11 protein-coding genes and 2 pseudogenes are annotated in these 12561 nt (G+C 68.2%); 10 read left to right on the forward strand and 3 right to left on the reverse strand.

What is annotated here, in order from left to right; translation table 11 throughout:
• Window positions 1-223: 223 nt before the first annotated feature.
• On the reverse strand, window positions 224-2770 hold the full coding sequence (locus ACTXG6_RS09475) for a sensor histidine kinase (protein ID WP_445187382.1): 2547 nt from the start codon (window positions 2768-2770) through the stop codon (window positions 224-226).
• Window positions 2771-3037: 267 nt separating this feature from the next.
• Between ACTXG6_RS09475 and ACTXG6_RS09480 the strand changes: the two are divergent.
• From ACTXG6_RS09480 to ACTXG6_RS09490, 3 genes and pseudogenes are all read left to right on the forward strand, one after another.
• Window positions 3038-3196: pseudogene (locus ACTXG6_RS09480) on the forward strand (RNA polymerase subunit sigma); the annotation flags it as partial.
• 272 nt (window positions 3197-3468) lie between these two features.
• Window positions 3469-4680, forward strand: coding sequence for a formaldehyde dehydrogenase, glutathione-independent (fdhA, locus tag ACTXG6_RS09485; RefSeq protein ID WP_445187383.1), 1212 nt, complete (start codon window positions 3469-3471; stop codon window positions 4678-4680).
• Window positions 4681-4698: 18 nt separating this feature from the next.
• A complete protein-coding gene (locus ACTXG6_RS09490; protein WP_445187384.1) occupies window positions 4699-5091 on the forward strand; it encodes a tautomerase family protein in 393 nt (130 codons plus the stop codon).
• Between the two features lie 190 nt (window positions 5092-5281).
• Here the strand turns inward: ACTXG6_RS09490 and ACTXG6_RS09495 are convergent, their stop codons facing one another.
• On the reverse strand, window positions 5282-6238 hold the full coding sequence (locus ACTXG6_RS09495) for a PrsW family intramembrane metalloprotease (protein WP_445187385.1): 957 nt from the start codon (window positions 6236-6238) through the stop codon (window positions 5282-5284).
• A gap of 423 nt (window positions 6239-6661) precedes the next feature.
• Here ACTXG6_RS09495 and ACTXG6_RS09500 point away from each other — a divergent pair, with 423 nt between their 5' ends.
• The 6 genes and pseudogenes from ACTXG6_RS09500 to ACTXG6_RS09525 all read left to right on the forward strand — a co-directional run bounded on the left by ACTXG6_RS09500 (window position 6662) and on the right by ACTXG6_RS09525 (window position 11035).
• Window positions 6662-7267 carry an MIP/aquaporin family protein gene (locus tag ACTXG6_RS09500; RefSeq protein ID WP_445187386.1) on the forward strand — a complete coding sequence of 202 codons (606 nt, stop codon included), beginning with the start codon at window positions 6662-6664 and terminating at the stop codon, window positions 7265-7267.
• Between the two features lie 89 nt (window positions 7268-7356).
• Window positions 7357-8811, forward strand: coding sequence for a catalase (locus tag ACTXG6_RS09505; RefSeq protein WP_445187387.1), 1455 nt, complete (start codon window positions 7357-7359; stop codon window positions 8809-8811).
• A 114-nt stretch (window positions 8812-8925) separates the two neighbouring features.
• A pseudogene (locus tag ACTXG6_RS09510) lies at window positions 8926-9171 on the forward strand (WhiB family transcriptional regulator); the annotation flags it as partial.
• 152 nt (window positions 9172-9323) lie between these two features.
• Window positions 9324-10241 (forward strand): NAD(P)-dependent oxidoreductase, encoded by a 918-nt coding sequence (locus ACTXG6_RS09515; RefSeq protein ID WP_445187388.1) that lies wholly within the window; start codon window positions 9324-9326, stop codon window positions 10239-10241.
• A gap of 33 nt (window positions 10242-10274) precedes the next feature.
• On the forward strand, window positions 10275-10538 hold the full coding sequence (locus tag ACTXG6_RS09520) for a hypothetical protein (protein ID WP_445187389.1): 264 nt from the start codon (window positions 10275-10277) through the stop codon (window positions 10536-10538).
• A gap of 95 nt (window positions 10539-10633) precedes the next feature.
• A complete protein-coding gene (locus tag ACTXG6_RS09525) occupies window positions 10634-11035 on the forward strand; it encodes a response regulator (protein ID WP_445187390.1) in 402 nt (133 codons plus the stop codon).
• 20 nt (window positions 11036-11055) lie between these two features.
• On the opposite strand, the gene ACTXG6_RS09530 is transcribed toward ACTXG6_RS09525, so the two are convergent.
• Window positions 11056-11700, reverse strand: coding sequence for a response regulator (locus ACTXG6_RS09530; protein WP_445187391.1), 645 nt, complete (start codon window positions 11698-11700; stop codon window positions 11056-11058).
• Between the two features lie 233 nt (window positions 11701-11933).
• Here ACTXG6_RS09530 and ACTXG6_RS09535 point away from each other — a divergent pair, with 233 nt between their 5' ends.
• Complete coding sequence (locus ACTXG6_RS09535) at window positions 11934-12539, forward strand: TetR/AcrR family transcriptional regulator (RefSeq protein WP_445187392.1); 606 nt, start codon at window positions 11934-11936, stop codon at window positions 12537-12539.
• Window positions 12540-12561 lie beyond the last annotated feature (22 nt).

Consider the following 12561-nt stretch of genomic DNA (forward strand, 5'->3'; position numbering starts at 1 on the left):
TGCCGCGGCGTCCAGATCCACAGCTGCTGCGCATGCCGGAGCCACGTGGCCTGCTGGCCACCCCGGCAGCCTCCGTGGATTCCCTGAGCTACTCCCACAAGCGTCGTGTACTGCCTGCGCAGGGGCATCGCGGCCAGCGACCATCGACCTCTGGTGCTGCCGGTAATCCGTTCATTCCGGCTGGCTGGTAGTCGATCAGGAGACTCGCCGCGAGCGCCGTGGGCTACCGGTCAGGGTCCACATCAGGCTGCCCATCGCCGGCCGACACCGGGAGGTCGCAGCACACCGTCGTGCCGCCGCCCGGTGGGCTGTGCAGAGAGAAGCTGCCGCCCAGCGCCTCGATACGGTCCTTCAGGCCCACCAGTCCTGAGCCCCGTTTCGGGTCGGCGCCGCCGATACCGTCGTCACGCACGCACACCCGGAGCGTGCCCTCGGACGCGTCCGCATTCACCTCGATGACCGAGGCGGACGCGTGCTTGGCCGCGTTGGTGAGCATCTCCGAGACCACGTAGTAGGCGCCCACCTCGACTGCCTCGGGAAGCCGGCCATCGATCCGCACGTCCAGGTCCACCGGGATGGTTGAGCGCCGCCCCAGCGCGCGCAGCGCCGGCCGCAGCCCCGCGGTGGACAGGACCGCCGGATGTATACCGCGGGAGATCTCCTGCAGCTCATCGATCACGCTCGTGAGCGCCCCGGCGACATGCGTGATCTCGGTACGGATGTCGCCGATCTCGTGGGGTACGGCCGTCGCGGAATGCAACCTGAGTGCCAGCGCGAGGAGATGTTGCTGTGCTCCGTCGTGCAGGTCCCGCTCGATCCGTCGGCGGGCCTCGTCCGCGGCAGCGACGATCCGCGTCCGCGAGGCGGCAAGCTCGGCCCGGCTCTCGGCGTTCCCGACGGCCGTTGCGACGAGCTCAGTGAAGTCCGCCATGCGGTCGGCCGCGTCGGACGGAAACGGCCCCCGCTTCGAGAGCGCATTCACCACGCCCCACAGACGGCCTTCGACGATGATCGGGCTCGCCACCATCGACCGGAAGCCCAATTCGCGCAGGCCCTCGGCGATCCGGCCCGGCGCGCTTTTCCACAACTCCTCGTTGACCAGGGCCGCCCGGCCTGTCCGCCACACGAGCGCCGGGGCCATGTAGTCGCGGAGCTTCACGCGCGACCCGGCCGGCAAGTTGTCCGAGACCTGCCCCCCGACACCGCCGACGACCACGACCGAGGCCCCGTCCGGCTCGAAGCGGGCTATTGCTGCACTGTCCGCGCCAATCAGACAACGCACTTCCTCGCTGACCGCCCAGAAGATCTCGACCGGACGGATGCCGCGGGCGACGAGGGTGGCAACTCGGCGCAGTGCGGCCTGCTCCCGCAGGAGGCGAGCGAGCTCGTCGTGGCTCGCCTGCAGCGAGCCCCGGTTCTGTGCATTCGCGACCGAGGTGGCGACCAGGTCGGTGAACTCCGTCATCCGCTGCTCGGCATCGCGCGGCAGTGGCCCCTGCCCGGGCCCGACCGCGATCATTCCCCACAGTCGGCCGTTGACGTGTATCGGCATAGCGACCGCGGACCCTAGTCCCTCGCTCAGATAGGGCTCCCCGCCCGGAATGTCGCGGTAGTCATCGATACGGGCGGCCTGGCCGGTACGCAGGACGGTCGCGGTCAGCCCGGTCGTCGGATAGCGTTCCCAGCGCTCCCCGACCCGCACGTGGGGGCCAGTTGTGCCTTCGTTGGCCAGCAGCGTCGCCGTCCCGTCGAGCTCGTACCGGATCATCCTGGCCGTGCCACTACCGAAATGCCGGAGAACCTCCTTGGTCGCGGCCGCGAACACCGCCTCGGGGGGCTCGCCCTGCGCGACCAGCGTGGCCAGGCGCCGCAGTGCCGCCTGGGTGTCCGCGAGCTCGCGCAGTTCCCGCTCGGTGTCGGCGTTGGCGATCGCCGTCGCGGCGAGTTCCATGAAGGCCACCATGCGCGACTCGCTGCCGGCCGGGAAGCCCCTCCGCGAGGTCACGACCACCGTCGCGCCCCAGTGCTGCCCGCCGACCACGATGGGCGTGGCGACCGCGGCCCGCATGCCCAGGGTGGCGACCCAGGCGTCGCGCGGGCCTTTCGCCGGCCGTTCGCGGTCGAGCCGGGCGGGGCGCCCGGTATGCGGCGCGGCAGTCTGAATCATCCCGGGTAGCAGGTCCAGCCGGGAGCCGACCGGTACCTGATCACTTCCCGGACCGTAGGACCCGACGACGGTGCTGAACTCCGCGCGCTCCCCGGACGGATGATCAATGCGGGAGACGAACGTCGCCTCGGCACCGATCAGGCGGCCGAGCTCATCCGCGATCGCCGTGAACACCTCCGCCGGCCGCACGCCGCCGGCGACCAGCGTCGCCACCCGCCGCAGCGCGGCCTGCTCATCGGCAAGCTGCGCGAACTCACCGATCAGGATCGCGACCGCGGTCCCGGCAACGGCGAACCCGACCAGCGAGGCCAGGTTCGGCCGCAGGTCGACGCCCAGGTCCTCAAAGGGGGGCGCGAAGAAGAACCTGCGCGCCAGTGCGCCGAGCACTATTCCGGCGAGCGCTGGCCGTGTCCCACCGATCACAGCGACGGCGATGACCACCAACAGCATGCAGAACAGGAATCCACCCCGTATCAGCGGCGAACGCAACAGCAGCGCAGCGAGCGTGAGCAGCGTCGGGCCGGCCACGGCGAGCACCCACGCGGCCACCCGGCGGGTGGGTGACAGCTGTCTTGACCACGTGCGGCGCAGGCCGCCCAGCACGCTCACATCCTTGAGTTAACCGGTTCGACCTGCCAACAGTCGAACCGTTCTCCACGGGGGTGACAGGCACCTCACCGGTCCGCTGCCCGCCGCCCGAGTCCACCGCCGGGCGCATCCAGGTATTCCGGCCAGCTGGTAGAGGCATTGGGTGGTGACGGCGACGACGAGGCCTCGGCGGATCGCCACTCTTAGCCGTGACAGTGGCGGCATTGCGAGAGACCACCCGCATCTCGCGCGTCGCCCGCGCGAGGAGTGAACGTGCGAGCGATGGTGCTGGTTGACGGAACGACCGGGCGACCGGGGGAGTGGTGGGACGACGTCAGCGATCGGCGAGCCTGCTTCGAGCGGGACGCGTTGCCGGTGCTTGGCGAGCTCTACGGCGCGGCGCTGCGGTTGACCCGCAACTCGGCGGACGCCGAGGACGTAGCGCCGGCTCGGGCCTCGTCGGCCACCGGATGTCGACAGTCATCGCGTTGACCAGGCAGGCGATACCGGTGCCTGCCCGCGTGCCGTCGCCAGTTGCAGCTGGCAGGTACCGGACATGCCGGTCAGCCGCGGCTCAGGAGGGGTGCTGCCCGCGGCGACGACGGATGCCGTCAGCGCGACGCTGGTGGGACGGGAACGTCGGGTGGTATCGGCGAACCCGGCCAAGAGATCCGTACGCGTCGTCGGATCAGGTAGTACAGGAGGGCAGGATCGTGTCAGACAACCGAGCAGTGGTGTATCGGGGAGCGGGCAAGGTTTCGGTGGAGTCGGTCGACTACCCCGAGTTGGTGCTGCGGCCCGGTCCCGGGGTGCCGCGGCGCAACGAGAACCGCGAGTGTCCGCACGGGGTGATCCTCAAGGTGGTCGCGACGAACATCTGCGGCAGTGACCAGCACATGGTCCGGGGCCGCACGACCGCGCCAGAGGGCCTGGTGCTCGGGCACGAGATCACCGGCGAGATCGTGGAGGTGGGCCGCGACGTCGAGTACCGCAAGGTCGGCGACCTGGTCTCGGTACCGTTCAACGTCTCGTGCGGGCGGTGCCGCAACTGCACGGAGCGGCGCACCGACGTGTGCCTCAACGTCAACGACCACCCCGGCGGTGCCTACGGCTACGTCGACATGGGCGGCTGGCGGGGCGGTCAGGCCGAGTACGTGATGGTGCCGTACGCGGACTGGAACACGCTGCGCTACGAGGACAAGGCCCAGGCGATGGAGAAGATCCTGGACCTGACCATGCTCACCGACATCTTCCCGACCGGCTACCACGGCTGCATCACCGCGCGGGTCGGCTCCGGCTCGACGGTCTACATCGCCGGTGGCGGACCCGTCGGGCTGGCCGCCGCGACCTCGGCGTTCTTCCTCGGCGCCGCGGTCGTGATCGTCGGTGACCCGAACAAGGCCCGCCGCGAGCACGCCCGCGGCTTCGGCTGCGAGACCGTCGACCCGCTCGCCGGATCGCTGCCCGAACAGCTCGAGCAACTCCTCGGGGTGCCCGAGGTCGACGCGGCCGTGGACTGCGTCGGCTTCGAGGCCAAGGGCCACAAGGACGGCACCGAGGAGAACGCGGCCGTGCTCAACCAGGCCATGCAGATCACCCGGGCCGCCGGCGGGATCGGCATCCCCGGCCTCTACGTGACCGAGGACCCCGGCGCGCGTGACGAGTCGGCCCGCCACGGCTCGGTATCGATGGGGTTCGGGACCGGCTGGGCCAAGTCACTGACCTTCGCCACCGGCCAGACCCCGACGATGCAGTACAACCGCCAGCTGCGCGAGGCGATCCTCAACGATCGGGTGCACATCGCCCGCAACGTCAACGCGACAGTGCTCCCGCTCGAGGAAGCCGCGAGGGGCTACGAGGAGTTCGATGCCGGCGTGCCGAAGAAGTTCGTACTCGACCCGCACGGCCTGCTCCGCGCCGCGTAGGACCCGGAAGGAGAAGTCATGCCGCTGCTGTACTTCGACATCGTCGAGGGTCGAAACCAGGATGAGATCAAAGCTCTGCTGGACACAGCCCACGCCGCCACGGTGGAGGCGTTCGGCGTGCCCGAACGGGACCGGTACCAGGTCGTGACGAGCCACCCCAGTAGCGAGATCGTCGCACTCGACACCGGCCTGGGCATTGATCGGTCCGAACAGCTGGTCATCATCCACGTGGTCAGCCGCGCGCGTACCCGGGGGCAGAAGGAGAAGTTCTTCGGGCTGTTGGCCGAGCGCCTGCGACGCGACTGCGGTCTCGACCCGGGTGATCTCATCGTCTCGATGACCGAGAATGCGGACGAGGACTGGTCGTTCGGCTTCGGCCGAGCTCAGTTCGTGACTGGCGAGTTGCACTGAGAGCTCGCGGTTCTCGCGGGACCGCGATTTGCACCGTCGCACCCTTCGTCTGATCACTCTTCGCGGGGAGCAACCGGCTCCCGGACCCGTCGGGGAAAGCTGCCCGACGGGTCCGGGAGCCGTCACGCGCGTGATGGCGGCCGCACCGAACACGGCGGCCGCCATCACGCTGACTAGCGATACCCGGCCGTCACGGCGCGAGGCCCTCCAGGCCCGCCGCCTGGACGGCCTTCGCCCGGCGCCAACGCCCGCGCAGCACCAGGACGCCGATCAGTGCGTCCAGTACCAGCAGCGTCCAGTTGAGCGTGGTGAACAGATGGATCTGGCTCTCGGTCGCGATCGGCAGGAGACCGAGCTCGTTGAACACCCGCTCCTGCCGGGGCGTGCCGGCCAGCGCCACCGTCCACCACGCCGCGATCCCCTGCGAGGCGTCCCAGAGCGCGTGTAGCCCCGCCGCCAGCGCGTACCAGCCCAGGACCGGGCCGCTCAGCCGTGGCCGCCCTCTGCGCGCGGCTGCCGCGAAGAGGGCACCGCCCACCATCGCTGTCCATAGTCCGTGCCCCACCGGGGAGAGGACGCCGCGCAGCGCCTCGGTTTCGACCAGGTTCAGCAGTGACACCCCCCGTGAGGTGAACAACGCGTTGAAGGCATAACCGGCGCTCTCGAACGCCGCGAACCCGAAGCCGACCGCCGCGCCCAACACGATTCCGTCGCGCATCGTGTACTCGGGCAGGCGTCGAGCGAGCAACCACAGCGCTGCCAGCTTGACGGCCTCCTCGACCAGACCGACGCCGAGATAGCCCAGCCCCGACGGTTGTTGCAGCAGCGTGGCCTCCAGGACGGAGGCGCCCAGCACGCCGAGTAGGCCGCCGATGATGAACGCAGTGAAGATGCGCTGGGGCGTGACCACCGCGTCGGCGTGCGAAAGGGCGTAGACCACGAAGGTGACCGGGACCAGGAAGCTGCCGAGCAAGATGATCGTGGGAATCAGGTTGGAATTGCTGGTGGCGAAGGTGACCAGCACCGAGGCCACCCACAACAGGAGGCCGACGCCGAAGACCCGCAACCACGGCCGGCGCGCTCGTCGGCTCTGGTCCGCGCTGGTAGCGGTGTTGATCGCCTTGCCTTGGCCTGCTGACACTGTCATATCACCCTCCTGAGCAACCGCGATCAACCGCGTGGGGCACGCGACGATCCGATACCCAGGCTTTCGCAGGCGCCGCGCCAAGTCGTCACGGCCACCGAGAATTTCCGCTACCGGCTGGCCGGTATCGGAGGTCTCGTAGAAAGTCACGGAAGAATTGCCGAGGACGGTTGTGGCACTGTTGAATTCTCAGCGCCGCCGCCGCTCCGAGGGGCTCGCACGAGCGGTCCCGGCCGTCTGACCAAGGGTTTTACAGCTGGTAGGTATGGCAAGGGCCCGGCTGGCCGCCAGCCGAGATGGGCGCTGTCATTAGCGACATGAGCGCGCGGCACGGCAAGTCTGATGGTCATGGATGTCCTCACCCCTCCGGTATCCGCAGTGACGCACGGCGGTATTACCCGGACAAGTCGGAAACTCTTCGTCGAATTGATCGGCACCTTCTTCCTCGTTCTCACAGTCGGCGCCAGTGTGCGCGGCGGCAGCACGCTTGCCCCGTTGGCCATCGGCTCCGCTCTGATGGTGATGATCTACGCCGGAGGGCACATCTCCGGTGGGCACTACAACCCCGCGGTGACGATGGCGGCGCTGGTGCGGGGCCGGATCGGCGGCGGTGAGGCCGTCGGGTACTGGGTCTCGCAGTTCGTTGCCGGTGTGCTGGCGGCGCTGGTTGTGCGCGCGGTCGTCGCTCCGGGTTCGGCGACGACCCTGGCGTTGTCCGGTCACGCACTGGTGGCCGCGTTCGTGGTGGAGCTGCTGTTCACCTTCGCCCTGGCCTATGTGGTGCTGAACGTCGCCACCAGCAAGGACCACCCGGACAACTCCTTCTACGGGTTGGCGATCGGTTTCACCGTGATGGTCGGTGCGGTGGCCGTCGGTGGGATCTCCGGTGGTGCGTTCAACCCGGCTGTGGTGCTCGGTGGCGCGGTCATGGGCCTGTTCCCGTGGACGGCGCTGATCTACCTGGTTGCCGAGCTGCTCGCCGGTGTCGCCGCCGGGCTCGCGTTCCGGGCGCTCAACCCCGACGACAAGTAATCCGGCCAGCGGCGTCAGGTCCAGTCCGGCGCCACGACGGCCCAGCCAACGGACGGGCCCTGGGGCCCATCCACCGAGGAGACACGAGCATGACCAGTACGCAACCCAAGCCGACGACGACGGACGCCGGTATCCCGGTGGCGAGTGATGAGCTCTCGCTGACTGTGGGCCCTGATGGCCCGATCTTGCTGCAGGACCATTACCTGATCGAGCAGATGGCGAACTTCAACCGGGAGCGGATCCCGGAGCGTCAGCCGCACGCCAAGGGGGGCGGTGCGTTCGGCCATTTTGAGGTGACGGGCGATGTGAGCGCCTACACCAACGCGGCAGTGTTCCAGCCCGGGGCCAAGACCGAGACACTGTCCCGCTTCTCGACAGTGGCGGGAGAGCGGGGCAGCCCTGACACGTGGCGGGATCCGCGTGGTTTCGCGCTGCGGTTCTACACCTCTGAGGGCAACCTGGACATCGTCGGGAACAACTGCCCGATGTTCTTCATCCGGGACGGCATCAAGTTCCAGCACTTCATCCGCTCCCAGAAGCGCCGGTTGGCCACCAACCTGCGCGACAACGACATGCAGTGGGACTTCTGGACCCTGGTGCCGGAGTCGGCGCACATGCTGTCCTGGTTGATGGGGGACCGGGGCATCCCGAAGTCCTGGCGGCACATGAACGGCTACTCCAGCCACACCTACAGCTGGATTAACGCGGACCGCGAGATCTTCTGGGTGAAGTACCACTTCATCACCGATCAGGGCATCGAGTTCCTGCCCCAGGCCGAGGCCGATCGGCTGGCGGGCGTGGATGGTGACTACCACCAGCGTGATCTGTACAGCTCGATCGAAGCCGGGAACTTCCCCAGCTGGACGTTGAAGATGCAGATCATGCCGTTCGAGGACGCCAAGACTTACCACATCAACCCGTTCGACCTGACCAAGACCTGGCCGCACGGCGACTACCCGCTGATCGACGTCGGCCGGCTCACGCTCGACCGCAACGCCACCGACTACCACACCGAGATCGAGCAGGCCGCGTTCGAGCCGAACAACCAGGTCCCCGGTACGGGCCTGAGCCCGGACAAGATGCTGCTGGCCCGTGGGTTCTCCTACGCCGATGCGCACCGCGCGAGGCTTGGGGTCAACTACAAGCAGATCCCGGTGAACCGGCCCAAGGTTGAGGTGCACAGCTACTCCAAGGACGGTGTCGGGCGCACTGTCAATGCCTCCGATCCGGTGTACGCGCCGAACTCCTACGGTGGCCCGAAGGCTGACCCGTCGCGCACCAACGAGGTGCTCTGGCACTCCGACGGCGACATGGTCCGCTCCGCGTACACCCTGCGCAAGGACGACGACGACTACAGCCAGGCCGGTGTGATGGTCCGTGAGGTGTTGGACGACGCCGCCCGGGCACGGCTGGTCAGCAACGTCGCCGGGCATCTGCTCGGCGGGGTGTCCGAGCCCGTCCTGCTCCGCGCCTTCGAGTACTGGAAGAACATCGACAAGGCGCTCGGTGACCGCATCGAGGACGCCGTCCGCAACGGCGGCTGAGTTCCCACGGCCGGTGCCCGCTCCTGGGGGAGCGGGCACCGGCCCCCACAGACCGGGACCGCGGCCGTACGACGTCCGCCCCCGGCCAGGACCACCTGAACGGAAGTGATCGACATGGACTGGCGAGATCGCGCGGCCTGTCGCGCCGAAGACCCCGAGCTGTTCTTTCCCGTCGGCAGTACCGGGCCAGCTCTCGACCAGCTGGCCGACGCCAAAACCGTCTGCCACCGCTGCCCGGTCATCGGCGAATGCCTGGCCTGGGCACTGGACACCGGCCAACGTGCCGGGGTGTGGGGCGGGCTCAGCGAGGCCGAGCGATACCAGCTCCATCAGCTGTACCGGACGGTCCGCACCCGCACCTGCCTGATTTCGGTCCGCACCGGTGCCGGCGTCCCCGCTGGGGTACAGCCGCACGGGACGAGGGACGAATCCAGGGAATCTCCAGTGCGGAACACAGGATCATGAAGTCCACTGCTGTGGGTCGTTCCCGGCCCCTCCCCGGAGAGTGTGCAATGACCGCCCAATCAGACATCGTCGCCGTCCGCACTGTCGCTGTCCTCGGCACGGGGACGATGGGGGGCCCGATCGCCCGGAACCTGCTCCGCGCCGGGTACCAGGTACGGGTCTGGAACCGCACCCCCGCCAAAGCCGAGGGGTTGACCGGCGACGGGGCGCTCCTGGCGCCGTCGCCGGCGGCCGCCGTGGCCGGTGTCGACGTGGTGATCACCATGCTCGCCGACGGCGCCGCCGTGCGGGAGGTGATGGCCGGGGCCGGTGGTGCGCTCGCGGCGCTCGGCCCGGACGCGGTCTGGATCCAGATGAGCACGGTCGGGGTTGAGTGGTCCGACCACCTGGTCGATCTGGCGGCCGGTCGCGGCGTCACGTTCGTCGACGCCCCGGTATCGGGCAGCTCCCAGCCGGCTGAGGACGGCCAGCTACTCATCCTCGCCTCCGGCGCCGACCATGAGCGGCCACGGCTGGATCCGCTCTTCGACGTCCTCGGGCGCCAGACCCTCTGGTTGCCGCGCGTCGGTGACGGCAGCCGGCTCAAGCTCGCGCTCAACAACTGGCTCGCGGTGCTGGTCGAAGGAATGGCGGAGACCCTCACCCTGAGCAGCGCGCTGGGCCTGGATCCGCACCTGTTCGTGGAGACCATGGCCGGTCTTCCCCTCGCCTCGGTGTACGCGACCAACAAGGGCAACGCCATGCTCGAGACCGACTTCGCGCCCGGCTTCCCACTGCGGCACGCGGCGAAGGATGCCGCGCTCGCCGCCGACGCCGCCTACAACCACGGACTGGAGCTCCCGCTCACAGCCGCGCTGCTGGGTCGGTGGCAGCAGGCCATCGCGCTGGGCCACGGCGAGGACGACGTCGCCTCGGCTATCACCGCCTCAGCTGTCACCGCCTCAGCTACCACCAGCGGTCAGTAGGCATACACACACATGGTCTTGGAAGCGGTGGACATGGCCAACTACAACGGGCCAGCAACGATCGTCACCGTCCGTGGTGAGATCGAGGTGATCGTGGACTTGCGATCAGGAGCGGACCCTGACGACGGCCTGATCTGGGCTGGACAAGTCGATCGCGATGGCCGGGGCGAGCTGGACCGGGCCATGTACGAGATGAGCCCGTATGGGCTGGTCATCCGACTTCCGGACGGCCGGGAGGGTAACTTCATGCCCAGCGCGGACACGAGCGTAAGCGTCCGTGGATTCATGCGCGGGTGAAGGAGTCTCCGGTGGCGTGGTCGAGACGGCCCGAGTCAAGCGCCAACTCCAGGCGGCCAGTGGCGACGGGCGAGGCAAGGGTTGCGCTAGCTGGAATGCGGCCCCGCGGAGCGGCATGTGATGCTGGAGTAGTGCTTCGCTGTCTTATCGTCGACGACAACCCTCGCTTCCTGGACGCTGCCCGTGTCTTGCTCGAGCGTGAAGGGATCACGGTTGTAGGTGTGGCGTCGAACGCCGCGGAGGCGCTTCAGCGCGCCGCGCAGCTCCGGCCGGACGTCACGCTGGTGGACATCCATCTCGGCGACCAAAGTGGTTTCGACCTGGTGCGGCGACTTCATGGCGAGGTCAGCCTGGCTGACTCGCGGCTGGTCATCATCTCGACCCACGCCGAGGAGGACTACGCCGACCTCATCTCGGCGAGCCCCGCGATCGGCTTCTTGCCCAAGACCACGCTGTCCGCGCGCGCCATCCGGGACCTGCTCGGCCTACCGGGATGACGGCGACGGGCAAGGCCCGGTCATCGAGTCTCGAGGAAAGTGAGCACCGCGAGGATCCGGCGATGATCGTCTTCGGTCTCCGGCAAGTCCAGCTTGGCCAGGACGCTACGGACGTGCTTCTCGACGGTTCCCTCAGTAATCCATAGCCTGTGGGCGATACCGGCGTTAGAGCGCCCCTCCGCCATCAGCGCCAGCACCTCCTGCTCCCGCGTGCTGAGCACGGCAAGCGGGTCACTGCGCCGGTTCGCGGTCACCAACTCCCGCACCAGCGCGGGGTCCAACACCGAACCGCCCTGCGCGACGCGGTGGAGGGTATCGACGAACTCGTTCACATCGGTGACTCGGCTTTTGAGCTGGTAGCCGATGCCCTTGCCGCTCGCCAGCAGTTCCATCGCGTGCTCGACCTCGATGTGCGCCGATAGGACCAGGATCGCAGTCTCGGGAAACTCTTCCCGAATCTCCCGAGCCGCCTGCAGGCCCTCCGTCGTGTGAGTCGGCGGCATTCGGACATCGACCACCACAACATCGGGTGCTGTGTCCCGGACCAGTTGCGGCAGCATTGAGGCATCGCCGGTCGAACCGACAACCTCGCAACCTGAGCGCTCGAGCAGGCTGCCCAAACCCTCCCGGAGCAAGACGTCGTCTTCGGCGAGGATCACGCGCATTGTGGCTCCATCGTCATGACAGTATTATCAGTTACCGTCGTGCGGTCGAGCGCGCCGCCTATGGTCTCTCCTCGGTAGTTGACCGGAGAACCTCTCTGATCGCCCGGATAGTCGGTGCGAGCGGCATTCCTGCGCCGGTGTCGGCGCGGCTTTTCCGATTCTACTGATCCGCTTCCTTGATCCGTCACTTAGTTATAAACTGAACGTTCAGTATTTATGACTGGGAGTGACGGATGACCGTTCGTGAGAGCAAGGCCGACCAACCTCGGGCGCGTCCGGGTCGCCCGCGTAGTGAGGAGTCCCGGGTTGCGGTGCTGCGGGCGACCTCCGAGTTGATGCTCGAGGTCGGTGTGCGGGCGATGACGACCGAGGGGATCGCCAAGCGCAGTGGGGCGAGCAAGGCGACGATCTACAAGTGGTGGCCGAACAAGTACGCGGTGGCCATCGAGGCCTTCCTGTCGGCGATGTCGGCCGAGTCGGCCGACCCCGATACCGGTTCGGCGCCCGAGGACTTCCGCCGCGCCCTGCGGGGCATGATGCGGTTCTACGCCAGCCCGAGTGGTCGGGTGTTCGCCCAGCTGGTCGGCGAGGCTCAGTTCGACTCGCAGGTCGCGGCCGAGCTGCGTGATCGGCTGGTGGGCTCTCGGCGGCGGTTGGTGCGGACGATCTGGGACCGCGGTGTGGCACGTGGTGAGCTGCGGTCCGATGTGGACCCCGAAGTCGCGATCGACCTGGTCTTCGGGCCGGCTATGTACCGATTGGTCGCGGGTCACGCACCGCTGGACGACACGGCCGCGGACGCCATCGTGGCCGTAGCTATGGGTGGGCTTGCCTGCTGAGAGCGACGTCACCGGTCGGCCC

The sequence above is a fragment of the Pseudonocardia sp. Cha107L01 genome (assembly GCF_052566575.1).